The organism is Alteromonas sp. BMJM2, assembly GCF_027257845.1.
Taxonomy (GTDB): Bacteria; Pseudomonadota; Gammaproteobacteria; order Enterobacterales; family Alteromonadaceae; genus Alteromonas.
In genome coordinates, this window is record NZ_JAPVOT010000002.1 from 376189 (window position 1) to 401407 (window position 25219).

Annotated in this window: 22 protein-coding genes and 1 tRNA gene; 17 read left to right on the forward strand and 6 right to left on the reverse strand. The window is 44.7% G+C overall.

The window, feature by feature from the left end; translation table 11 throughout:
* Positions 1–21: 21 nt before the first annotated feature.
* Together gloA2 and O9X84_RS04395 are read right to left on the reverse strand one after the other, a co-directional pair.
* Positions 22–411, reverse strand: coding sequence for an SMU1112c/YaeR family gloxylase I-like metalloprotein (gloA2, locus tag O9X84_RS04390; RefSeq protein ID WP_269518367.1), 390 nt, complete (start codon positions 409–411; stop codon positions 22–24).
* An 82-nt stretch (positions 412–493) separates the two neighbouring features.
* Positions 494–1444, reverse strand: a complete 951-nt coding sequence (locus tag O9X84_RS04395; RefSeq protein WP_269518412.1) for an aldo/keto reductase — start codon at positions 1442–1444, stop codon at positions 494–496.
* Positions 1445–1716: 272 nt separating this feature from the next.
* On the opposite strand from O9X84_RS04395, the gene O9X84_RS04400 reads away from it, so the two are divergent.
* From O9X84_RS04400 to O9X84_RS04420, 5 genes are all read left to right on the forward strand, one after another.
* On the forward strand, positions 1717–2253 hold the full coding sequence (locus O9X84_RS04400) for a lipocalin family protein (protein ID WP_269518368.1): 537 nt from the start codon (positions 1717–1719) through the stop codon (positions 2251–2253).
* Between the two features lie 111 nt (positions 2254–2364).
* Positions 2365–2925: a PhnA domain-containing protein gene (locus tag O9X84_RS04405; protein ID WP_269518413.1), complete on the forward strand. Its 561-nt coding sequence runs from the start codon at positions 2365–2367 to the stop codon at positions 2923–2925.
* A 189-nt stretch (positions 2926–3114) separates the two neighbouring features.
* Positions 3115–4164 carry a dihydroorotase gene (gene pyrC / locus O9X84_RS04410; protein WP_269518369.1) on the forward strand — a complete coding sequence of 350 codons (1050 nt, stop codon included), beginning with the start codon at positions 3115–3117 and terminating at the stop codon, positions 4162–4164.
* A 278-nt stretch (positions 4165–4442) separates the two neighbouring features.
* Positions 4443–5822, forward strand: coding sequence for an ATP-dependent RNA helicase DbpA (dbpA, locus tag O9X84_RS04415; RefSeq protein ID WP_269518370.1), 1380 nt, complete (start codon positions 4443–4445; stop codon positions 5820–5822).
* A 112-nt stretch (positions 5823–5934) separates the two neighbouring features.
* Complete coding sequence (locus O9X84_RS04420; protein WP_269518371.1) at positions 5935–6363, forward strand: ACT domain-containing protein; 429 nt, start codon at positions 5935–5937, stop codon at positions 6361–6363.
* Between the two features lie 161 nt (positions 6364–6524).
* On the opposite strand, the gene O9X84_RS04425 is transcribed toward O9X84_RS04420, so the two are convergent.
* A complete protein-coding gene (locus O9X84_RS04425) occupies positions 6525–8582 on the reverse strand; it encodes a M13 family metallopeptidase (RefSeq protein ID WP_269518372.1) in 2058 nt (685 codons plus the stop codon).
* Between the two features lie 399 nt (positions 8583–8981).
* Here O9X84_RS04425 and O9X84_RS04430 point away from each other — a divergent pair, with 399 nt between their 5' ends.
* Positions 8982–9608, forward strand: a complete 627-nt coding sequence (locus O9X84_RS04430) for an RraA family protein (RefSeq protein WP_269518373.1) — start codon at positions 8982–8984, stop codon at positions 9606–9608.
* 36 nt (positions 9609–9644) lie between these two features.
* Here the strand turns inward: O9X84_RS04430 and O9X84_RS04435 are convergent, their stop codons facing one another.
* The 3 genes from O9X84_RS04435 to O9X84_RS04445 all read right to left on the reverse strand — a co-directional run bounded on the left by O9X84_RS04435 (position 9645) and on the right by O9X84_RS04445 (position 13204).
* Positions 9645–9938, reverse strand: coding sequence for a hypothetical protein (locus O9X84_RS04435; RefSeq protein ID WP_269518374.1), 294 nt, complete (start codon positions 9936–9938; stop codon positions 9645–9647).
* Between the two features lie 167 nt (positions 9939–10105).
* Positions 10106–10612, reverse strand: coding sequence for a helix-turn-helix domain-containing protein (locus O9X84_RS04440; protein WP_269518375.1), 507 nt, complete (start codon positions 10610–10612; stop codon positions 10106–10108).
* Positions 10613–10717: 105 nt separating this feature from the next.
* Positions 10718–13204: a carbohydrate binding family 9 domain-containing protein gene (locus tag O9X84_RS04445; protein WP_269518376.1), complete on the reverse strand. Its 2487-nt coding sequence runs from the start codon at positions 13202–13204 to the stop codon at positions 10718–10720.
* Between the two features lie 290 nt (positions 13205–13494).
* Here O9X84_RS04445 and O9X84_RS04450 point away from each other — a divergent pair, with 290 nt between their 5' ends.
* From O9X84_RS04450 to rpoB, 11 genes are all read left to right on the forward strand, one after another.
* Positions 13495–15336: an ABC transporter ATP-binding protein gene (locus tag O9X84_RS04450; RefSeq protein WP_269518378.1), complete on the forward strand. Its 1842-nt coding sequence runs from the start codon at positions 13495–13497 to the stop codon at positions 15334–15336.
* Positions 15337–15503: 167 nt separating this feature from the next.
* Positions 15504–15580 (forward strand) — tRNA-Trp (locus O9X84_RS04455).
* A gap of 58 nt (positions 15581–15638) precedes the next feature.
* Positions 15639–16016 (forward strand): preprotein translocase subunit SecE, encoded by a 378-nt coding sequence (gene secE, locus O9X84_RS04460; RefSeq protein WP_032097746.1) that lies wholly within the window; start codon positions 15639–15641, stop codon positions 16014–16016.
* Positions 16017–16019: 3 nt separating this feature from the next.
* Positions 16020–16568, forward strand: coding sequence for a transcription termination/antitermination protein NusG (gene nusG / locus O9X84_RS04465; RefSeq protein WP_032097747.1), 549 nt, complete (start codon positions 16020–16022; stop codon positions 16566–16568).
* 45 nt (positions 16569–16613) lie between these two features.
* A complete protein-coding gene (locus O9X84_RS04470) occupies positions 16614–17216 on the forward strand; it encodes a methanogen output domain 1-containing protein (RefSeq protein WP_269518380.1) in 603 nt (200 codons plus the stop codon).
* Positions 17194–18183, forward strand: a complete 990-nt coding sequence (locus O9X84_RS04475) for a GGDEF domain-containing protein (protein ID WP_269518382.1) — start codon at positions 17194–17196, stop codon at positions 18181–18183. Before O9X84_RS04470 ends, O9X84_RS04475 begins: the two co-directional genes overlap by 23 nt.
* Before the next feature lie 223 nt (positions 18184–18406).
* Positions 18407–18835 (forward strand): 50S ribosomal protein L11, encoded by a 429-nt coding sequence (rplK, locus tag O9X84_RS04480; protein WP_032097749.1) that lies wholly within the window; start codon positions 18407–18409, stop codon positions 18833–18835.
* Between the two features lie 4 nt (positions 18836–18839).
* Positions 18840–19535, forward strand: coding sequence for a 50S ribosomal protein L1 (gene rplA, locus O9X84_RS04485; protein ID WP_269518383.1), 696 nt, complete (start codon positions 18840–18842; stop codon positions 19533–19535).
* Positions 19536–19840: 305 nt separating this feature from the next.
* A complete protein-coding gene (rplJ, locus tag O9X84_RS04490; protein ID WP_269518384.1) occupies positions 19841–20359 on the forward strand; it encodes a 50S ribosomal protein L10 in 519 nt (172 codons plus the stop codon).
* 57 nt (positions 20360–20416) lie between these two features.
* A complete protein-coding gene (rplL, locus tag O9X84_RS04495) occupies positions 20417–20791 on the forward strand; it encodes a 50S ribosomal protein L7/L12 (protein ID WP_269518385.1) in 375 nt (124 codons plus the stop codon).
* 327 nt (positions 20792–21118) lie between these two features.
* Positions 21119–25147 (forward strand): DNA-directed RNA polymerase subunit beta, encoded by a 4029-nt coding sequence (gene rpoB / locus O9X84_RS04500; RefSeq protein WP_269518386.1) that lies wholly within the window; start codon positions 21119–21121, stop codon positions 25145–25147.
* Positions 25148–25219: the final 72 nt, after the last annotated feature.

Here is a 25219-nt window from a genome sequence, read left to right on the forward strand (position 1 = left end):
CACTGTTTAGGACATCACTGTTTAGAGTGCGACCTCATAGAGTTCCAAAGGCAAGCCGTCAGGGTCTCGGAAGAAGGTAAAGCGCTTGTCTGTATATTCATCTACGCGAATGGGCTCACATTCTACGCCTTTGTCCGTTAGTTTTCGGATGGCTGCATCTAGGTCATCTACTTTAAATGCGAGGTGCCTTAACCCTTGCGCTTCAGGCCTAGATGGTCGAGTTGGAGCACTCGGAAACGAGAACAATTCAATTTGACTGCCGTCGGCAAGTGCAAGATCACATTTGTAGGAGTCTCGGGCCTCGCGATAATTTTCCGCTATAACGCTAAACCCTAATATCTCGGTATAAAAATGTTTTGAAAGCAGGTAGTCACTACAAATAATAGCAACGTGATGAAACCCGTTTAGCATGTCGAACCCCTTTGCGTGATAAACGCAGCAAGTCTGTGATTAAATGCAGCGGCAAAGGTAGTAATGCCGCTGAAGCAAAATGTTATGGAACTTCTTGGCCGCGGGCGGTCTCTAGAAGGGCATACCAATGCTCTCTAGATAGCGTTAAGTTATCCGCTTCTTTACACGCTGATAGCCTTGCAAGATTGGTCGTGCCAAGTACAGGCTGTATGTTAGCGGGGTGTCTCATAAGCCAGCTCAATACAATAGCTTCTGGTGTGGTTTGATACTCACTCGCTAATTGTTTGACTAACTCTGCGGTGTTCTTGTCAGTGTCACTATTCATAGTGGCACCGGTGTAGCGACCCTGAGCAATACTTCCCCATGCTTGCAGTTGAATATTGTTTAGCATGCAGTGTTCAACTGTACCCGATGCATAGCCAACGTGGCGATTGGCAGTGCTATTGGTGGTTATGCCGTCCTCTATCCACTCTCTAAAGCCTAAACTCATTTCAAGCTGATTGGCTACGATAGGCGTTGATAGCGCAGATTGTAAGTAAGCAATTTGGTGTCCGTTCATATTAGACACGCCAATGTGTTTAATCTTACCTTGCTGTTGAAGTGATGCCACACATTTAGCCACCTCATCAAGCTCCATAAGTGGGTCTGGTCGGTGAAGAAGAAGCACATCAATTTGCTCGATATGTAGACGGGACAGAATCCCCTCCACCGATGAGCTTATCCATTTCGCCGAGAAGTCGTAGCGCTTAGGGCCTAAATCGTCTTCAAAACGGATGGCGCACTTTGATTGGATAATCATCTTTTCCCGTAACGTGGGCGATGTTTTTAGCGCCTCACCGAAGGCTTGCTCTGCTTTTCCAAATGTATAGATGTCTGCGTGATCAAATACGTTGATGTCTAGCTCTAACGCTTTATTGATAATGGCATGTGTTTCGTTTATATGGTCTGACGTTACTGGGTTATTGTTCCAGCCACCGCCTAGGCCCATACAGCCGTATACGAGTCTGCTGGCAGATGGGAAGTGTGCTTGCATGCCCTTATTAGCATGCTTATTTAAATCAGTACTCAAATCGTTTCCTTTCAAAAGTGCGTTCTCAAAAATATGCTTTTTAACTCTGTCTTCAAAAAATGTGTCTTCAAAAAATGTGTCTTTAAAAAGTGTTCTTCAAAAAAGCTGTGACGTATAGACTGTGTCGCGTCGGTTACAATATCGCTGTTGCAGGCCTTTTAACAGCGACGTATCAATAAATAAAGTGACGGCATTAACGCCAATGCTATGAATACGTATGAAATCAGGAAATTAGTATGCGCTTTCTACAAAAATTAACACTTATTACCTTTCTTTGTGTGCTGTTATCGAGCTGCACAAGCGTGCCCGATGGCGTGAAGCCCATCACCGATTTTAATCTCAACAAGTACCTTGGGCAGTGGTATGAGCTTGCCCGTTATGATCACAGTTTCGAAGAAGGGCTTTCCCGTGTTACAGCTACTTACTCTATGAGAGATGATGATGGCGTCAAGGTTATCAACCGCGGGTACTCTGAAGAAGCTGGTGAATGGGAGGAGGCCGAAGGAATCGCGTACTTTGTGGGTGAGCCCACCACCGCGCACCTTAAAGTGTCATTCTTTGGGCCATTTTACGCAAGCTACATAGTGATGAAGCTAGATAAGGAAAATTATCAATACGCATTAGTAACCGGCCCAGATAGAGAGTATTTATGGTTGCTAGCGAGAACGAAAACATTGCCAGATGCCACTATCGCAGAACTAATGACGTTTGCTGAAAATGCGGGCTACGACACCGACAAACTGATATGGGTAGATCAAAACACAGCACTTTAGATGATAACTTTAGAAAATAACTCTAAACGGACCTGTTGAAGTTCACCTTGAGAAGGCGTGTTGATGAGCAATTTATGCTATTATTGCACACAGTTTATTTTTGAGATGTAAATTGTGCTTCAAGACGCCGTTATAACCAGAGCTGATAATGCTTGCGAACTATGTAAATCCACCTCTGATACTGAGGTTTACATGGTACCTGAATCACCCGACGACACCGCAGGGTGCGCTATTTTAACCTGTGATACTTGCCGTGCTCAGTTAGAGGGTGAAGCAGAGCTTAACCCCGTGCACTGGCGCTGCCTTAACGATGCTATGTGGTCGACAACGCTTGCGGTGCAGGTGGTTGCCTATAGATTGTTGTCTCGATTGAGCACCGAAGCGTGGGCGCAAGATGCGCTAGATATGATGTATCTCGATGACGATGCTAAGACCTGGGCCGAAGCTGGCCTTATAGAGCGGGAGGCTACATTAGATAGTAATGGCACTGCGCTTGAAACCGGCGATAACGTACATCTTGTTAAAGACCTAAACGTTAAAGGCGCTGGGTTTACTGCGAAGCGGGGTACACCGGTAAGGGGGATTAGCCTTTGTGATAACCCGTTACATATTGAAGGCAAGGTCAACGGCACCCGCATCGTTATTATTGCGGCATACACGAAAAAGTCATAGATAATATATTTTTACTACTGGCGTAAAGCACGCTAGAGCGCTTATGACTGTGCACTTATGTCCGAGCACTTAGTATGAGCTATGAGGGCTGAGGGTTTTATGACATGAAAACCCCAGTGCATAGAAAATTTAAGAACGCAGCAAATTGTAGTAATCCGAAAACCCTGAAAAGTAATGAGAGAATTAGGCATGCAAACGTTAACCATCACGACTCCTGACGATTGGCATCTTCACTTCCGTGACAATGAGATGCTAGCTGAAACTGTTCCTGCTACGGCACGATGTTTTCAGCGCGCCATTGTAATGCCTAATTTAGTGCCTCCAGTGGTTAATGCTGCAATGGCGATGGACTATAAAGCGCGTATTGAAGCAGCACGTCCTGTTGGCAGTAGCTTTGAACCTCTAATGACACTGTTTCTTACCAACGAAACATCGGTACAAGATATTGTCGATGCGAAAAAAGCAGGGGTAACAGCTTGTAAGCTTTATCCCGCTGGTGCCACCACTAACTCCGATGCTGCAGTGAAAGGTATTAAAGCCTTGTATCCCGTATTTGAATCCATGCAGGAGCAGGGTTTACTGCTACTTATTCACGGAGAAGTGACAGAAAATCACATTGATATTTTTGACCGTGAAAAGGTGTTTATCGATACCCATTTAACTCAAATTACCGCTGCTTTCCCTGAGTTGAAAGTGGTGTTTGAACATATCACTACAGCAGACGCTGCAGAGTTTGTGGCGCAGTCCAATGAATTTGTGGCCGCGACTATTACGCCTCAGCATTTATTGCTTAACCGCAACGATTTACTAGTAGGCGGTGTGCGTCCACATAATTATTGCTTACCAGTATTAAAGCGAAATACCCACCAGAAAGCGCTAAGAGACATGGTAGCCAGCGGGAACAAGAAGTTTTTCCTAGGCACCGATTCAGCGCCTCATGCCAAACACAAAAAAGAAAATGCGTGTGGTTGTGCAGGGTGTTACAGCGCATGGTCTGCCATAGAGCTATATGCTGAAGTGTTCGAGCAGCTAGGAGCGCTAGACAAGCTTGAAGGCTTTGCCAGCCACTATGGTGCAGACTTTTATGGTTTGCCTCGCAACACAACAACGATGACCTTAGTGAAAGAAAATTGGGATGTACCTGAGCAAGTAACCTTAGCTGATGGCACTGACATGGTACCGTTTTACGCGGGCCAAACACTGCAGTGGAAGCTTAAATCAGCTTTCCAGTCGGCATAGCATTTAACGCAATATTTGCGCTATAGCGACAATTTCTTTTTATACTTGAACACGCGACCTTGGTAACAGTAATAGTACTGACTGTTTAAGAAACAGTGGTAGTAGCAGTTATAAAAGCTGTCATGAAGATGGTTTTTGAAAAACCGCTCGCGTGTTTTTAAATTATCATGAGCCTTTCGTTTTTTTCTCCTAATTGCCGCTAATGGTCAGTAAGACTGCCACTAGCGAGTGGTAAAAACGTTAAAGAAGGCCTTTGAATTTCCCCATTGGATAGAATAATGACAGTTGAAACAATAAAAGACCTTGATATAAACCCCGCAGTTGTAAAAGCGCTAGACGCTCAAGGCATTCACCAACTGTCGCCTATTCAAGCGCAGTCTTTACCTAGTGCCTTACAAGGCAGGGATATTATTGGCCAAGCGCAAACGGGCAGTGGCAAAACCCTGTGTTTTGTTATTCCTGTGCTGGAAAACATTGATGTTAATGACTTTACTACTCAAGCATTAGTCTTATGCCCAACGCGAGAGTTAGCAGATCAGGTCGCAGAGCAGTTTAGGCAGGCGGCTAAGCAAATTGGTAACGTGAAAGTGACAACCCTATGTGGCGGTAAACCCATGGGGCCGCAAATTCAGTCCCTCAAACACAGTCCACACATTATCGTGGGTACGCCAGGGCGGATTATGGATCACGTAGAAAAACGTCGAATTACACTAAAAAATGTGCGTTTTCGTGTACTTGATGAAGCTGACAGAATGTTGGACATGGGCTTTGAAGATGACTTGCGCATTATTTTCTCTCCTATGTCATCAAAGGTACAGACACTGTTGTTTTCTGCCACCTTTACTGAACAAATTGAGCGTGTAGCTAATCAGTACTTACGAGACCCTGTGTCGTGCAAAGTGGAATCTCAAGACAATAAACCAGCGATTACGCAGCTTGGTTACAACGTGCTAGAGCACACACGGGTTCAAGCCCTAAAAGCCGTGCTGACTCATTACCAACCTAAAAATGCCATTGTGTTTTGTAATCGCAAGGTTCAGGTGGCTGAGGTGGTAGAGGAGCTTGTAGAAGAGGGTTTCAGTGCAGCAGGCCTAAAAGGTGATATGGAACAGCATGAACGCACCGCTGTACTTATGCAGTTCGCCAGTGATTCACTGCAGGTTTTAGTTGCTACCGATGTGGCTGCCAGAGGACTGGATATTGATGATATCGCGTGTGTCATTAACTACACCGTAAGTGAAGAGCCAGAAGTGCATATTCACAGAATTGGCCGTACTGCACGTGCGGGCGCAGAAGGAATGGCCATTACGCTAATTAGCGATGATGAAGAGAACTCGCTACGAAAAATTGAGGTACTGCAGCAAGAAGACATCCCGCTTAAAGGCGCGCAGAGCCTTCGTTTTCATAAAAACAAAATTACCCAGCCAGAGTTTACTTGCCTGTCACTTAGCGCGGGTAAGAAACAAAAGCTTCGCCCTGGCGACCTCCTTGGTGCATTAACCAAAGATGCAGGTATTCCAGGTGATGATATAGGTAAAATTGCGGTACAAAATAGCGCAAGTTTTATCGCAGTGAAGCAGCGCAGCGTGAAGCGTGCAATGACCCAATTTCGCGAAGGCAAAATAAAGGGCAAGCGCATTAGAGCTAAAAAACTGTAGCAAGTCATAGGTGTTATCAAAAAAACCGTTATCAAAAAAACCGTTATCAAAAAAAAGTTATCAAAAAAATCGCTATCTAAGAATTTAAAATAAACGCTTACAGGTACTGACCATGGCAGCAGAAAAAGACTTGAGAGTGCTATTGAGTAACCTATCTCCGGTTGTTAGCGCAGATGAGTTTATCTTCGTTTCGTTGAGTGAACAAGAATCTGAAGATGACAAACATCGTGTGTTATTGACCAAGGCAAAAGGCATATTCAAAGAAGCTGAGGGCGTAACCTTTATCTTAGCGTGCCAGCTGGCAACGCAGCATGGACTCACAGGTGAAGGGCCATTTAAGTGTATAACTTGTGAAGTACATTCAAGTCTCGACGCTGTAGGCATGACGGCAGCGATGAGTACGGCGTTGGGCCGCGCTGGGATAAGTGCCAATGTGGTTGCCGCTTATCATCATGACCATATTTTTGTGCAGTCTGATAAAGCATTTCACGCCGTTGAAGTGCTGAAGGGGCTATCGGCTGACCAGTCTGTAGATGGCTGATTGCTTCAGCTCGCTTTCTGCTACACATAACTAAAGTAAGCGAAAACAAAAGCAAGTCAAAATCAAAGCCAGTCAAAAAAATAGGGAAAAAAGGGGCGCCTGTGAAGACAGGCGCCCCTTTTAATTGGTAGGCAATTATCTTATGCGGACTGGTATAATTCTTACCAAATTTTCACGCGGTCTGCTGGTGCAAGATACAGTGCGTTTTCTTCGGTTACGTTAAAGGCTTCATAGAAGGCGGGTACATTTCGAAGTGCACCGTTAGTACGAAACTTAGTCGGTGAATGGGTATCGGTTTGAACTTGGTTTCGCAAAGCTTCGTCGCGGTACTTACTTGCCCACACTTGTCCATACCCTAAAAACACACGTTGGTCGCCGGTAAAACCGTCTAAAACAGGTGCTTCTTCGCCATCTAAAGACAGGTGATAGGCTTTAAGGGCAATACTTATTCCACCCAGATCGCCAATGTTTTCGCCAAGGGTATATTCACCATTAACATGCACATCAGGCAGCACTTCAAACTCGTTATATTGTTCAATGAGGTTGGCTGTGCGGGCTTCAAATTCTGAGCGGTCTTTATCGGTCCACCAATTGCGCAGCACTCCATCACCATCAAATGTTGAGCCTGCATCGTCAAATCCGTGGCCAATTTCATGGCCTATAACTGCACCAATACCACCGTAATTAACGGCGTCTTCGGCATTCATATCAAAAAAAGGCGGCTGAAGAATTGCTGCGGGAAATACAATTTCATTTAGCGGCGGATTGTAATAAGCATTTACGGTTTGCGGCGTCATACCCCATTCGTGAGTCCATACTGGGCCGCCCTGTTTCTTCAACATCTCTTCATAAAGCACATCAGAAGAGCGCTTTAAGTTGCCAAATAGGTCACCGGCTTTTACCGTAAGTGCTGAATAGTCCTTCCATTGATCTGGATAGCCAATTTTCACGGTAAATTTTGACAATTTATCAAGGGCTTGCTCGCGAGTTTCATCAGTCATCCACTCAAGGTTTTCAATACTACTTTTATAGGCAAGAAGTAGGTTGTTCACCATTTCCATCATGCGTTCTTTGGCTTCAGGTGGAAAGTGCTGTTTTACATAGACCTTGCCAATTAGCTCACCCACATGGGCATTCGATAAGTTTACTGCACGTCGCCACTGAGGCTGCTGTTCTTCGACGCCGCGAAGTGTTTTGCTGTAAAAGTTGAAATTTGCTTCATCAAGCTCACTATTCAATCGGCTTGCCGATGCATTGAGCAGTCCCCACTGCAGAAAGGTTTTCCAATCATCAATAGAGGTTTGTTGAATAACGCCATCGATATTTTGCATGTAGTCTTTTTGCAAAATTCCCAATGCCTCAATGTCGCTTATATCAGCGCTTTCTAAATAGCTCGACCAATCAAAGTTAGGCATGAGTTCGCCAAGTTCTTCAATGGTCAACTTATTGTAATTGGCGGCAAAGTTTCTCGCTTGCTCTTTCTTCATATGTAACTTTGCAATACGAGTTTCTAGTTCAAACAACATTTGCGCGCTTTGTTGAGGTGCGTTGAAGCCGGCTAGTTCGAACATAGTTTGAATATGTTTTACATAGGCATCGCGCACGGTCTGCGAGGTTTCATCGTCTTTGAAATAGTATTCGCGCTCTGGTAGTCCAAGCCCCGATTGCCAGGTATACATAAGGTACTGTTGTGGCGATTTTAAATCGGGATATTGAGTAAGGCTAAACGGCGTGCCGTAACCATACCGAGCCGCATAGGCAAAATAGGCCGCAAGATCTGAATAATTTTCGATGTTCGCAATTCTGTCTAACTCAGGGGTAAGCGGTGTGACACCCAGTGAGTCTCGTGTGTCGACATCCATATAGGCGCGATAGAAATCACCCACTTTTTGCTCGTCGCTACCCGCTTTGAAGTCGCCTTCTGCCGATGACTTTATAATGTCCATCACATGGTCTTGTGCTTCATCTCGTAAAATAACGAAGGACCCATAGCTAGATTTATCGGCAGGGATCTCGAAAGTATCGAACCATTTCCCGTTCACATATTGAAAAAAGTCATCGCCAGGGCTGACACTAAGGTCCATATTTTCAGTGATGATCCCCGAAGACAGCGTCTCCTTTTGTACTTCGGCAACGGTACCGGTTTCTGGTGCCGTGTTTTGCGGGCTACATGCCGCTAATGCAATTGCAACACTTAAGCTTAATACGCTACGTAACATTTTTTGCTATGTCCTTCTTATTAAAATGTAGCACTGCTTTGTATTACCTTTCTTTACTGGTTGTAGGGCTACTTTATTAAGCGCTACACAATGTAAAGCTTTGTAATGGCGCTGCTGTGCCGTTGTTCTGTGTGGCTATTTACCCTATTCAAAAAAGGAAAAACTGCCGACTTATTAAAGGTTTGAAGCATCTTTTAGCATGAAGGTACCATTAGCAAAAGTATTTATAGTGAAAATACACAGGTTGTAACAACTTGTAATGGCTAATTGGTTATAGTGGATGCCTAGGGCGTGTTGATCTTTGTTGCAAAAACGTACAGCAAAGATCAACACGCCCTAGTTAGAGCTTAATTAGCTAGAGCTTGCACGCTCATCAGTTTGCTTAACAGAGGACATATCATGAAGCCATTCAACTCAGCACTCTTTGCCTCAGTCTCGCCCTGCGAGTATGCCGATGCACTCTCGCGGGACCAATTTATGGGCTACGAGATAAAGCCTTTATGGGAAGGAATGGGGCGCATTGCAGGGCCTGCCTTCACGGTAAAATGTGCCTCTGGCGACCACCTTATGTTGCATGCTGCAATTTACCGAGCCCAACCTGGCGATATTATTGTGGTTCAAGCCGATGATAAATTTGCCGTGGCAGGTGGCAACGTGTGCGCTATAGCCCAAGAAAGAGGTATAGCTGGCTTTGTCATCGATGGCGTGATTAGAGATATTGCAGAGACGAGAGAAAACAAGTTTCCAGTTTTCGGGCGTGGAGTTGTGCCAAAGCCAGGCGCTAAGAAATGTATAGCGCCACTCAATGAGCCTATTGTGTGTGGCGGTGTTACCGTTAATGCTGGCGATATCATTGTGGCTGATGAAGAAGGTATCGCGGTTATTCCACGCGCTGAATCTGAAGAGGTCTTTAGAATAGCAAAAGCGCGGGCAGACAAAGATTCGTCAATGTCGTTAGCTCAGTGGCAAAAGCAACACAGGGAAAAAGTTGAAACAACACTTACTGCCCTAGGTTATAAAGACTGAGTGAGCCCTTAGCCGAACCGCGCGAGGTATTCTGTACTAGCTCTGCTTAGTGCGTGACTCTTTAGGTCCGCACACAAAGCGCTCTTCACCCATGTGATAGATATTATTTACCGCTACATAGGTTCCTGAAACCACGCCGGACACAGGCAGTAATATAAGACCGCTGATAGAGTAAAACGTATTGGTATCTTCAAACCCGTTTATTACTTTGAGTGTTTTTCGGTCGGATGAGATTTCGCACTGATTAACTTTTGCAGTATCAGTTTCTGGCACTATCACACAGGCGGCTAAAAGAGGAATTGCTAAGGCGGCCAGTAAAAATAACTTCATTGTTTAAATCCTTTTAGTAGTCTGAGCCCTGTGAAAGGAATGCCAGCATATACCATCTGTTCATTATGAACAATGTATAGCCTATTTAAGAGATAGGCGATAAGCAAAAGGATATGCGTACCCTTAAATACAGAAATCCAACCTGTTGGCAGTACGGCATTCACTACTCAGTCTTTAGAGGTAGAATTGTGACTATTGCTTTGCTGTTCTAAAATTTTCGCTATTTTCTTCTGCTCCCACCTTTCGCCAAAGGGCTGAAAGACAACTAGCGCGTGACCAGCAATGATCATTGCAAAAGACACTAATACGGCTATCAGCGGGCCCGCGTTTTCTCCGCCATTATAGTTTGGCACCATAAATAAAAAGAAAATGAGTGCTAGAAAGGCGGTATTGATGTAGAAATATTTGATAGATTTTACTTTTTCATGGGCCTCATTTCGTTGGTGCATGGCAGCGTCTACATCAACCTTTTTTGCCTCCGGTGTTTCTATTTCACGTTCTATCATATTAACCAACTCGTCCGTAGAGATTTCAAAAACAGCGGCTAAAGATTTCAACGTCTCAACCCCTACATTCTGTCCTTTTTCTACTCGCTGAATTGTTCTCACATTTAAGCCACTCATTTGTGCAAGTTGCTCCTGTGACCAGCGCTTTTCTAGTCTTAATGTTTTCATAGCTCGCAGACCTTACTCTTTCGACTTCGCCCATCGTACAATAAAATCACTACACCGATAGCGACAATAAGGTGACAGCAGCCGACAGTCCCCTAGTTTTTACTGTTAATACAGCCACGCGTAACTAAATTTCATAAAAACTGCTTGCTCTGTTCGAAAAAGCCCGGGCGTTGCTTCATCTGCAAATGCAGAGTCGCCATAGCCAATGAACAAGCGCGACAGGGGGTTAATCATGTAAGAATACACTAGCTGTGTACCCATATTGCGTTCTCTGGCATCTACATTTACCAGGTAATTATTGGGGTTTCTTCGAACATCTGAGTAAATAAGCGCAAGGCGGAGAAACTGCTTTGCATCAAATTGATAGCTCATTCGAAAGTCAGATAAATTAGCGGTAAACAGCATTTCATTGTTTACATCAATACGATTGTATTCATGGCTTACCGAGGCCTCTAAATGATCGCCAATATTCAGAGTTATTTGGGGTTCAAGCAGAATCTGATCGCCCAGGCGATTGTTGCGCAAATCAATTCTATCGCCTATTCGGGCAAAGTTTTCAAAATACAGGGTTCGGTTTGGTCGCGCTTCAAAATAGAAAGAAAACTGCTCTTCGGTAAACCGGGTGGTATTGCCGTCAATGGCAAGGCTTGCCCCGTTTTGGCGTAATCCAACAGTATCTCGCTTCACCCATTGGAAGTTGAAATACGATTGATAAGCCGCGTTCATTTCTATTTGCGCCTGAACTTCTCGTTCTATTAACTCGCCATTGTCATTGTGAGTGATATCCCAGTCGCCACCAAACTCTAGACGGTTCCACCACGCATTATCTTTCCACCACAACAGCCCACCACCGAGTACCGATTTGTGTCTATCTACATTACTTTCGAAACCCAAGTCGGCGCGAAAGTCAGACTGAGTACTAGTTCTGTTTGCAATGACATACCATTCTCTTTCTTCATGGCGGTAATCAATCTTGTAGGTACTTCCAGAGAACGCGCCTTGTTTGTCTGTTCTTAAGGTAGTTTCGGTTACATCTTCTTGGTTAACGCAACTGCCTCGACAGAACTGTGAGGCTAGGTCGTCAGGGTATTGAGTATCAGAGCGAAGCAATTGTGCCCGTAGAGTGTCACTAGGTGTAATTTGATAGCGCACGTCAACGCCGGTGACTAGGTTGTGGTATTCATCAGCGTGTCTACCTGTAAATATAGAACCAACAGACAGGGTGTCGGAAATATCAAAGCGATAGCGCGCAGCAAGGTTTGTACTGCCTTGTTTGAGCTGCGCAACGCTGGAGCCTAAATTCCCTGGAACGAGGAACGTGGTAGTGTCATCGTTTGCCAGCAGTAAACCAAAGGTATGGTCGTTAATTCTGCCAGTAAGTTTGCTGCCAATATCAGGAGCGCCAATGTTACGGGTGTACACCAAGTCGTATTGAGTGCTGAAAAAGTCGGCGTTCTCCACAAAAAAGGGACGCTGCTCAGGAAAGAAAAGTGCAAAAGGGTTGTTGATCCCAAGCTGTCCTGCGTCGGCCTCTACTTGAGAAAAGTCTGGGTTGATCGTGGCTTGTAGCAGCATGTCCGAGGTAATACCCCAGTTTATATCCACACCCACTTCTTGATTGTTGCCGTATTCCCATTGCTCTGGCGTTGCTGGCGTTCTACTGCGTGCCGCCCCGGCTACGGCATAGGGAGTAATTGAGAGGTTCTTCCCTTGCTTAGCACGACTAAAGCCCTCCATTTTTCCCATTTGGCATAAGCTGCACGCGTTGTTGCGATCCACAGGGCGGTTCGAGATACGCAGGTTATTATCTCTTGGGTAAAAGCGAACAAATTCTGCGCGCCATTGCTTAAGCCCATCAATATCCAGAAAATTCATAATGCGAAATGGCAGCGCTATCTCTACCGTATAGCCTTCATCGGTAATTTTTGCTTCCGCATCCCAGATTGCATTCCAACTGGCGCTTTCACTTAGCGTCATTTGGTTTTCGATAGAGTCGGTTTGTATGCCGTGAGGGTTGACAAAAAATTGATACGAGAGCCGACTATCGCCAAACGTATCCAGCTTAACGCCTACCAAATCATTATCCCACACGCTATCGCGGTCGCGAAACAATGCACGTATTGCAGAGGGGTCATCGTCAAATGCGGTAAAGGCGATATAAATGGTATCGCCATTTTCGAATATTCTGGCGATGGTCTTAACGGGTGGAGCGGTATTTTCAAAGGGGCGAGTCACCACATTTAGCGGTATTTCCTTAGCCTGCTGCCATGCTTCATCATCTAAGATACCGTCTAACGTAATAGTTTCTGAAAGATAGGGTACAACGATAGTGTCGAAGGTACTGGACTCTTTAGATGAAATAGTCTCATCAACGTCGGGTGAGCCACTATCTGAAGAGAATGGCTCATTCGAGCTCTGAATAACCACGGCCACCGGCTTGTTGTCTTCTTTTGTTTGTTGGCTATCCTGCTGTGCTGAATTACCTTCAACAGCATTGCCAGAAAATGCTAGTGCAAGTAATAAAACGAGGCAGCAAGAGCGACAGCACCCGTCAATAAAACGCAAAGGTGCTCTATTTATCAAAGTGTCCATTTTTTAAAACGTCTTTTTTTGTCGTTATAGTTTTTATGTAAGGAGTATGAAGCATCCCGTTAAATGTCAAAAGAATGTTAATCGCATATAACAGGAAGCTTAACGAAAGACCTACAGCAAACGTACATGCTCAGTCATTACGCCTTTTATCCACGTTCCCAGCGATTTTCATCAAGGAGTTAATTAATTGACTGAACATATCGTGTAGAATTGCGTACTCACCTCAACGTAAATATTAACGCCGAGATTCATTACGCATCTGGCGATTCAATAATAAAAAGAGTTTTTGCATGTTTTCTTTTTTTGAAAGGCTCACACAGCCTTTTCCAGATACGCCGCCCACGCAACCGCCCACGGGATTAGTCGCATTTTGTAAGTACTACACCAAAGGCATGTGGCATATCATCCTGACCGTTTCGGTGTTAAGTGCCATAGTGGCGATGTTAGAGGTGGCGCTATTTGGCTTTTTGGGACAGCTCGTTGATTGGTTTTCAGAGCAAAGCCGAGAAACGTTCTTAGAAGAGCAGAAGCTTACGTTAATCGGAATGGGACTAACGGTTCTTGTCTTTATTCCTGCATCTATCTTTTTGCGTTCATTGTTCTCTCGCCAATCACTGATGGGCAATTACCCTATGCGAATAAGGTGGCAGGCCCACCGATATTTACTCGGACAAAGCCTTACCTTCTTTCACAATGAGTTTGCCGGTCGCGTGGCCACAAAGGTAATGCAAACCGCACTTTCTGTGCGAGAAACAGTCACCAAAATGCTCGATTTGTTGGTGTATATCAGTGTTTATTTTATCTCTATGGTGGTGCTGGTATTTAGTACTGACTGGCGATTAGCGCTTCCACTGGTGGTATGGTTCTTTGTGTATATCGGTATTTTGCGGGTACTCGTACCAAAGCTAAAAGCGGTTTCCCAAGCCCAAGCCGATGCGCGTTCACTTATGACGGGGCGAATAGTCGATAGCTACACCAATATCACCACGGTGAAACTTTTCTCTCACAGCCGCAGAGAAGCAGACTATGCCAAAGAGAGCATGGACGGTTTTTTGAAAACGGTGTATCCACAAATGCGCCTTGTTACCATTCTTGAATTCTGTGTTGAGATGGCAAACGCCATTTTGATCTTCACAATAGGTGCGCTATCAGTATTTCTTTGGTTGGAGCAGATTGCGACCCCTGGAGATATCGCCATTGCGGTCAGCTTATGCTTGCGACTAAACGGCATGTCCCATTGGATAATGTGGGAAGTGTCGGGGTTATTTGAAAACCTAGGAACAGTGCAAGATGGCATGAATACCCTTGCTCAGCCAGTAGCTGTTAAAGATAAGCCCGATGCCGATGCATTAAACGTAGGCGGCGGCAAAATTCATTTTGATAATGTTAACTTCTCTTATTCAGGTGCAAACAATCAGCCTATCGATGTGTTTAGGCAATTAGATTTGACGATAAAACCGGGAGAGAAAGTAGGGTTGGTCGGTCGCTCTGGTGCAGGTAAATCCACACTCGTTAATTTATTGATGCGTTTTTACGATACGCAAAGCGGTCGTATCGTTATTGATGGTCAGAACATTACTGAGGTAGGGCAAGAAACACTGCGAGCTAAAATCAGTATGGTGACCCAAGATACATCACTGATGCACCGCTCAGTGCGTGACAATATTCTCTACGGACGCACCGACGCAGGCGAAGCCGATATGATTAAAGCGGCGAAACAAGCGGAAGCCCATGATTTCATATTAACCCTTACAGACAATCAGGGGCGCACGGGTTACGATGCTCACGTTGGAGAGCGCGGTATTAAACTGTCTGGCGGACAACGCCAGCGAATAGCGATTGCCCGCGTGCTATTAAAAGATGCGCCAGTACTTATTTTAGATGAAGCCACATCAGCGCTAGATTCAGAAGTTGAAGCAGCCATTCAAGCTTGTTTAGATAAAGTGATGGAAGGAAAAACTGTGTTGGCTATTGCTCACAGGTTATCAACCATCGCGCAAATGGATAGGTTACTTGTGCTAGACAAAGGTCAAATTGTGGAGCAAGGCACCCATAGCGAGCTAATTGCTTATAACGGTATTTATGCCAAGCTGTGGGCACATCAAACGGGTGGATTTATTGGCGTGGAATAACCCACGCCCCGTTAGCGATATGCACAGTGGGAGGGGAATAAACCGCTTGTAACTTGAAAGTGGTTAAGTATAATACGCGTCCCTCCCTTGCGATACCGCACTTTCCTTCGAAAAGACGCACAAATCACAAGGGTAGTGTAAGCAAATTTTAAGAGTAAAAACGCCACAGGGGTGTAGTTCGAATTGGTAGAACAGCGGTCTCCAAAACCGATGGTTGGGGGTTCGAGTCCCTCCACCCCTGCCAAATTATTAACTTGCGCGTGTAACGCAAGAAAACGACGCTGTAGTGCTAGGATCGTGACATGAGCGAAAAGACGGAAAATCAGTCCAACGGGTTGGACATGTTTAAATGGGTAGTGGTTTTTGCACTACTTGCAGGGTTGGTTACTGCCAACACAGTATACGGTGAACTTTCGGTATTATATCGCGCTCTCGCAGCGGTAGTTGTTGCTGTAGTGGCTGGCTTTATTGCTGCATCTACAAACAAAGGCAGTGCGTTTTTAAGCTTTGCTAAAGAGTCACGTACTGAAGTACGCAAAGTAGTATGGCCTACACGTCAAGAAGCTAACCAAACCACATTGATTGTTTTGGCTGCAACCTTGGTTATGGCACTTATTTTATGGGGACTAGACGGTATCATCGTTCGTGTAGTTGGCTTTATAACGGGAATCGGAGCATAACGTATGTCTGAAGAAGAAATTAAAAAGAGATGGTACGTAGTACAAGCATTTTCTCAGTATGAAGCTCGAGTCAAGAAAACCCTTCTTGAATATATCAAAATGCACAACATGGAAGAGCACTTCGGCCAAATACTTGTGCCAACTGAAGAAGTTGTTGAAATGCGCGCTGGTCAAAAGCGTAAATCTGAACGCAAGTTTTATCCTGGTTACGTGCTAGTCGAAATGGCAATGAATGAAGATTCATGGCATTTAGTGAAAAGCGTTCCTCGCGTTCTTGGTTTTATTGGTGGCACTTCAGACCGTCCAATGCCAATTACTCCTAAGGAAGCCGATGCTATCTTAAACCGTCTTGAAGAGTCGGTAGATAAGCCTAAGCCGAAGACATTGTTTGAGCCGGGTGAAGTGGTACGCGTTACAGACGGTCCATTTGCCGACTTCAACGGTGTGGTAGAAGAAGTAGACTACGAAAAGAGCCGCGTAAAAGTATCGGTACTTATCTTTGGTCGTTCTACGCCGGTCGACCTAGAATTTGGTCAGGTAGAGAAAGGTTAGTCACAAGACATATCATGTAAAGCCCGCTTTTAGCGGGCTTTTTTTTTGCCGCTTTTTATTTGCACACTGCAACAATTTCACCTAATACTAAAGTATAGTAACAGCAAAGGGGACTTCGCTATCGATACTTTAGAGCAGCGCATCGAATGTAAAGAGATTGACATCGATGCAGCATCATTTTATCAAACCATCCTGTTAGAACTTGAAACCTTAATGGAAGATGTTATTGGTACAGAGGAGTCGAAAGGCTTCGTAGGGATGGTTGCCGACCATGTTGGAGCGATGTTTCATGAGAAATATAAGACCCATCTAGGTGATAAGAAAATGTCTCCTGAAGTCATCGCGCAGGTACTCGTTGATTTAAAACGGCGAATAGGAGGCAAGTTTAGTGTTTCTGCTATTACTCCAGATACTATCGTTTTACAAAATTCGCGATGCCCTTTTGGAATAAACGTTGTGGGCAAGCAACCTCTTTGTCATATGACTGCAAACGTATTCGGCAAAATAGTCTCATCAGAGAATGGATATGCCGCGGTAGAATTAAATAAGACAATCGCAAATGGAGATGGACATTGCCATGTTGTAGTACATCTTAAGCCACAACAAAACCAAAAGGATGTTGCTCATGAGTACTTCGGCGTCCAGTAGCATAGGTGTCGAAAGTGCTAATCATCAACAGGCTGAAGTCAATGACCTAGGCATCACTGCTATACTACAAAGTGTCACCGATGCTGCCCTCATCACAACGTTGAGTGGTAAGATCGTTGGGTTTAATCGTCGATTAAAAGAAATAGTGCCCAAAGTTAGTGATGCACAAATTATAACAGATATTTTTGTCCTTTCTTCCAACTCCCTCAATGCAGCATGCTTAACGAAAGTAAGTGATATCGTAACGCGGCGCTCAGGTAGCTTTCCGATTCAAATGACAAAAATTGATGCTGACGATGGAAATAAAGCTTCTATCCCGAGTTTTGTCTCTACGATTAGAACGCCAGATACGGGTTTGCCCTCAGCATTGCTGTATAAACTGGATGAGCATATTTTACGGTTTTCCACGCGGTTAAGGCAGATGCAAAATGCGAAGAAAGAGCACGCTAAATTTGCACGGCAGGCTAGTCTAGACGCTGTCATCGACCCACTGACAGGGCTAAAAAATCGACGCTTTGTGCAATCATTTATGGATTTGCAGTGGCATGGCCAATTTCGAAAAGCGGAAGATTCAGTATTAATCTTGTTCGATATCGATCACTTTAAGAAAATAAACGATACCTTCGGTCACCCAGTAGGCGATGAGGCGATAAGAGTATTTGCCAATTGTTTATTGTCACAGGCCAGACCAACTGATGTGGTGGGCCGGTGGGGTGGTGAAGAGTTTGTAGTGTTACTGACCAACTGTGTTTCTGAACAGGCGCGTGTATATCTTGAACGTGTAATGACGCATATACGCTTACTGCGTATACCACACGAGAAAGGACACTTATCCATGACAGCAAGCGCAGGATACTGCGCGTTTTCCCAAGCGAAGAGTGTTGAACATTCCTTTACACAGGCAGACAAAGCGTTGTACGCGGCAAAGTCACATGGTAGAGATAGATATCAAAAAGCCACTGATTAAGATGAACGCACTGACTAATTTCCGCAAATCAACCATACGACCTTTCACTTTCAAACTTTTAAGCCCGATTTACGATTAAGATCGTTTTTTAATCACGTTTGGGCTTGCATAGCAATTAATCAACCCTTATAATGCGCGCCCTTTTAAACGGAAACGGGAAGCCAATTGAGCAAATATTCTCTGTATTTGCGAGGCGTTAGACCCAAACAAGAGAGCATTTAAAATGGCTAAAAAAGTAAGCGGTATTATCAAGCTTCAGGTTGCAGCAGGCGCTGCTAACCCAAGTCCACCAGTTGGTCCTGCACTAGGTCAACACGGTGTGAACATCATGGAATTCTGTAAGGCTTTCAATGCAAAGACTGACAGCCTAGAGAAAGGTGCTCCTGTACCAGTAGAAATTACTGTATATGAAGACCGTTCTTTCACATTCGAAACGAAGACTCCTCCTGCGTCATACCTTCTTAAGAAGGCAGCTGGCATCAAGAGTGGTTCTGGCCGTCCTAACACTGAGAAAGTGGGTAAAGTAACTCGCGCTCAGTTAGAAGAGATTGCTAAAACTAAAGAGCCAGACTTAACAGCTGCTGATTTAGATGCAGCGGTACGCACTATCGCGGGTTCTGCTCGCTCAATGGGCTTGAACGTAGAGGACTAATCGAATGGCTAAATTAACAAAACGCGCTCGTCTAGTACGTGACAAAGTTGACTCGACTAAAGAGTATGAAATCAACGAAGCAGTTGCACTTCTCAAAGAATTAGCAACAGCTAAGTTCGCTGAGAGCGTAGACGTTGCTGTAAACCTTGGTATTGACGCTAAGAAATCAGACCAGAACGTTCGTGGTGCGACTGTACTACCTAACGGAACTGGTAAAGACGTTCGCGTTGCAGTATTTACTCAAGGTGCAAACGCAGACGCAGCGAAAGAAGCCGGTGCTGATATCGTTGGAATGGAAGACTTAGCTGAACAAGTTAAGAAAGGCGAAATGAATTTTGACGTAGTAGTTGCTAGCCCAGACGCGATGCGTGTTGTTGGTCAACTAGGTCAAATCTTAGGTCCACGTGGCCTAATGCCTAACCCTAAAACAGGTACAGTAACGCCAGATGTTGCTACAGCTGTTAAAAATGCAAAAGCTGGTCAGGTTCGCTACCGCAATGATAAAAACGGTATCATCCACGCTAGCTTAGGTAAGATTGCATTTGAATCTAACCAAATTCAAGAAAACCTAGAAGCGCTACTAGAAGCATTGAAGAAAGCTAAGCCTTCTTCTGCTAAAGGTGTGTATATCCAGAAGATCAGCCTAAGCACCACAATGGGTGCTGGTATATCTCTTGATAAGGCTTCTGTAGGTCTATAATTTCGTCGAGCTCAGGCTCATCGAAATCTCTTAAAGGTTATGGGTTGGAGTTGTGTACATAGCAGTGCTAGTAAACAACTCCCGTCCAAGACCGCAGGTGCGGTGTGGTGAAAGAAGTAAGAGAGCTTTCACAGTCAACATACTGCTTAATAGAACAACCTGCGCAGACGGTGGTTTGACTCAGACTCTCTGGGATAACAAACACCGTAGAGCGGTACCAAATATGATGTTTGGTATCAATCTGTGAACCCTGACGGCGATGATAGGTAACTATTAACAATGTCAGATACAAAGAGGTGAACTCAGTGGCACTAGGTTTAGCAGCAAAGAAAGAGATCGTAGCAGAGGTATCTGAAGTTGCGTCTCGCGCTCTATCCGTTGCCGTCGCTGAATACCGTGGGATGGAAGTTGCAGAACTGACTGCCCTTCGCATTAAAGCTCGTGAGCAAGGCGTATACCTAAAGGTTGTACGTAACACACTAGCTAAACGTGCATTGGCAGACAGCAAATTTGCAGACTTGGAAAGCGCCCTTACAGGTCCGCTTATCTATGGTTTCTCTATCGACGCACCAGGCGGTGCGGCTCGTCTTTTTAAAGACTTCGGTAAGACTAACGATAAGCTTAACGTAACAGCACTTTCAATTGGTAGTGGTTTACTAGGTCCAGAGAAATTGGACGCAGTTGCTTCACTTCCAACTCGCGACGAAGCGCTTGCAAGACTACTTGCAACCTTCAAAGCACCAGTTGGGAAATTCGTTCAAACAATCAACGAAGTTCCTGGCAAGTTTGTGCGCGTATTGGCGGCGATCAAAGACGAGAAGTAATTTTCGTTTTTGGCATATTGATTTTTTTAACATTAAAAACCCAGGAGTTTAGAGAACATGGCTCTAACTAAAGAAGATATTTTAAACGCGATTGCTGAAATGCCAGTTATGGAATTGGTTGAGCTAATCGAAGCAGCTGAAGAAAAATTCAACGTATCTGCTGCAGCTGTTGCTGTTGCTGGTCCTGCTGCAGGCGGTGAAGCTGCTGCTGTTGAAGAAAAAACTGAATTTGACGTTGTAATGACTTCATTCGGTGGCAACAAAGTTGCAGTTATCAAAGCAGTTCGCGGCGCGACTGGCCTAGGTCTTAAAGAAGCTAAAGAAGTAGTTGAATCTGCTCCTAAAGCTATCAAAGAAGGCGTAAGCAAAGAAGAAGCTGAAGAGCTTAAAGCGACTCTAACTGAAGCTGGCGCTGAAGTTGAAATCAAGTAATCTGATTTAATCAGATTATTTGCCTGAGACGGCAAGGCTGGTGGTTTTTTAAACCACCAGCCTTTTTGCGCTGTAAAATGTGTAGAATACAACCCTGATCTACATTGTATTAAGCGCAATTCGGACAAGACTAATAAAAAGCATAAAAATCCAACAACTTAACTAATAATTGGTTAAAAATTGTTGTATGCTGGTTAACTTGCCCGAATTAGGGGTGTGGAAGTTTGTTGCTTATTGCGCCATTTGAAACGCAGCTTTTAGCCCAAAGCACGCGTTTTAAAGCATTTAGCAGCAGGTTGGGTCATAAATCAGCAGGCTGAGGAACCCATGGTTTACTCTTATAGCGAAAAGAAACGTATCCGTAAGGATTTTGGCAAACGCCCACAGGTATTGGAAATTCCATACCTTCTTTCAATTCAGCTTGATTCTTTCAAAAAGTTTATTGAGATCGACGCCGATGCTCAGTACGGCTTGGAAGCAGCATTTCGTTCCGTTTTTCCAATTAAAAGTTACTCAGGTAATTCAGAGCTTCAATATGTAAGCTATCGCCTGGGAGAGCCAGTTTTTGATGTTAAAGAATGTCAAATTCGCGGCGTAACTTTCTCTGCTCCGTTAAGAGTAAAACTACGGTTAGTATTGTTTGACAAAGACGCAGCCCCAGGTACCGTAAAAGACATTAAAGAACAAGAAGTGTACATGGGAGAAATCCCATTGATGACAGAGAACGGTACGTTCGTTATCAATGGAACAGAGCGTGTAATAGTGTCACAGCTACACCGCTCACCTGGTGTGTTTTTCGATCACGATAAAGGCAAGACTCACTCGTCTGGTAAAGTGCTTTATAATGCACGTGTAATTCCATACCGTGGTTCTTGGTTAGACTTTGAGTTTGACCCTAAAGATAATTTGTTTGTGCGAATCGACCGTCGTCGTAAATTGCCTGCAACAATTATCTTACGTGCATTGGAAATGACGTCAGAAGAAATTTTAGATACTTTCTTCGAAAAAGTTAACGTTCGCATCGACAAAGACCGTCTGATGATGGAAGTTAAACCCGATCGCCTTCGTGGTGAGACGGCTGCTTTCGATATCATTGATGGTGATGGTAATGTGGTTGTTGAAACTGGTCGTCGTATCTCTGCGCGTCACACACGTGCACTTGAGAAGTCTGGTTTAACAGAGCTAGAAGTACCTGCCGATTATTTAATTGGTCGTGTATTCGCTGCCACTTATGTAAACGAAGACACCGGTGAAGTTATTGTAAGTGCGAACGATGAACTTGCACTTGAGAATTTGGCTGAGCTAAGTCAAGCCGGTATTAAAGAATTCGAAACGCTTTACATCAACGAACTTGATCACGGCTCATACATTTCAGATACGCTACGTATAGATTCTTCAACAAATCGCCTAGAAGCGCTTGTTGAAATCTATCGTATGATGCGTCCTGGTGAGCCGCCAACAAAAGACGCTGCAGAAACGTTATTTGAAAACTTGTTCTTCTCTGAAGAACGTTACGATCTTTCTTCTGTTGGTCGTATGAAGTTTAACCGTCGCTTAGGCCGCGAAGAACTAATTGGTTCTGGTACGCTTGACAAAGAAGACATTGTTTCTGTAATGAAGCAGTTAATTACCATCCGTGACGGTAAAGATGAAGTTGATGATATCGATCACCTTGGTAACCGCCGTATTCGTTCAGTGGGTGAAATGGCAGAAAACCAATTCCGCGTTGGTTTAGTTCGTGTAGAACGTGCTGTTAAAGAACGCTTAAGCCTAGGTGACCTTGACAACATCATGCCTCAAGACCTTATTAACGCTAAGCCTATTTCGGCTGCGGTTAAAGAGTTTTTCGGCTCATCACAGCTATCTCAGTTCATGGACCAAAACAACCCACTTTCAGAAGTAACGCATAAGCGTCGTATTTCTGCATTGGGTCCAGGTGGTCTTACTCGTGAACGAGCAGGCTTTGAGGTTCGAGACGTACACCCGACTCACTATGGTCGCTTGTGTCCAATCGAAACACCGGAAGGTCCGAACATCGGTCTAATTAACTCATTGGCGAGCTTTGCGCGCACCAATGATTTTGGTTTCCTTGAAACACCATTCCGTCGCATTGTTGATGGCGTTGTAGGCGAGGAAATCGATTATTTATCTGCGATTGAAGAAGGCCAATTCGCTATTGCTCAGGCAAACATTGCGCTGACAGAAAATGGTGAACTGGTAGACGACCTTATTCCATGTCGTCACCGTGGTGAAACAACCTTGATGCCTAAAGAAGACATCAAATACATGGATGTTTCTCCGCAGCAGATCGTTTCAATTGCAGCAAGCATTATTCCATTCCTTGAACACGATGATGCAAACCGTGCACTTATGGGTGCCAACATGCAACGTCAGGCTGTTCCAACACTTCGCGCCGATAAGCCGTTAGTTGGTACAGGTATGGAAAGAACTATCGCCGTTGATTCTGGCGTAACGGTAGTTGCTAAACGCGGTGGTACGGTAGATTACGTAGATGCGAGTCGCATCGTAATCAAAGTAGCTGAAGACGAAATGCTTCCTGGTGAAGCAGGTATCGACATCTACAACCTAACCAAATATACCCGTTCTAACCAGAACACCTGTATCAATCAGCGACCTACTTGTAGTGTGGGTGACCCAATTGTTACTGGTGACGTGCTAGCCGATGGTCCTTCGACAGACCTTGGTGATCTTGCGCTTGGTCAGAACATGCGTATCGCGTTCATGCCGTGGAATGGTTACAACTTTGAGGATTCAATCCTTATTTCTGAGCGTGTAGCGCAGGAAGACCGCTTTACGACTATTCACATTCAAGAGCTAAGCTGTATTGCTCGTGACACCAAGCTTGGTCCAGAAGAAATTTCTTCTGATATTCCAAACGTGGGTGAGTCTGCATTAAGCAAGCTTGATGAATCAGGTGTTGTTTATATCGGTGCAGAAGTTAAAGGCGGTGACATTCTTGTAGGTAAAGTGACGCCAAAAGGTGAAACTCAGCTTACGCCGGAAGAGAAACTGTTAAGAGCCATCTTTGGTGAAAAAGCGTCTGACGTAAAAGATACGTCACTACGTGTGCCTAACTCTGTTCACGGTACGGTTATCGACGTTCAAGTCTTTACTCGTGACGGCGTAGAGAAAGACAAGCGCGCGCTTGAAATTGAAGATATGCAGCTTCGTCAAGTTAAGAAAGATCTTACTGACGAATTCGAAATCCTTGCGGATGGCATTTTTGCACGTGCTCAAACTGCACTTACGCGCGCCGGTGTTGAACAAGCTAAGCTTGACAGCCTGCCACGTGAAAAATGGTTTGAAATTGCACTGAACAGCGAAGACGTACAGTTAGAGCTAGACCAAATTGCTGAACAGCATGCTGAGATCAAAGCTGACTTCGACAAGAAATTCGAAACTAAGCGTCGTAAGATTACGCAAGGCGATGATTTAGCGCCTGGTGTACTGAAGATTGTTAAGGTTTACCTAGCGGTTAAGCGCCACATCCAACCGGGTGATAAAATGGCGGGACGTCACGGTAACAAAGGTGTTATTTCTACTATTCAACCAGTAGAAGATATGCCATACGATGAAAACGGTACGCCGGTAGACATCGTACTTAACCCTCTCGGTGTACCGTCTCGTATGAACATCGGTCAGATTCTTGAGACCCACTTGGGCATGGCTGCTCACGGTCTTGGGGTCAAAATTGATCGCATGATTAAAGAGCAGCGTGAGCTTGCCGAAATGCGTGATTTCTTGAAGAAAGTGTACGAACTAGGTGAAAATCACCAGGTAGTAGACATTGATAGCTTCACAGATCACGAAGTTCGTCGTCTAGCTGAGAACCTTCGTAAAGGTGTACCAATTGCAACACCTGTGTTCGATGGTGCTCGCGAATCAGAAATCAAGGAAATGTTGAAGCTTGCTGATATTCCAGAAAGCGGTCAAATTACCTTGTTCGACGGTCGTACTGGTAACTCGTTTGAGCGACCTGTAACGGTTGGTTACATGTACATGCTGAAACTGAACCACTTAGTAGACGATAAGATGCACGCTCGTTCTACTGGTTCTTACAGCCTTGTTACACAGCAACCTCTTGGTGGTAAAGCACAGTTTGGTGGCCAGCGCTTCGGTGAGATGGAAGTATGGGCACTTGAAGCATACGGTGCTGCATATACCCTTCAGGAAATGCTTACTGTTAAGTCGGATGACGTTAACGGTCGTACCAAAATGTACAAGAACATCGTCGATGGCGACCACAGAATGGAGCCTGGCATGCCAGAATCCTTCAACGTATTGCTTAAAGAAATTCGCTCGTTGGGTATCAACATCGAGCTTGAAGAAAAGTAATACGGCAATTGTCGCGTAATGTTATGAGATGGCCCGGCGCTTGCGCCGGGTTCTAGAGACTGACTCCGCTGG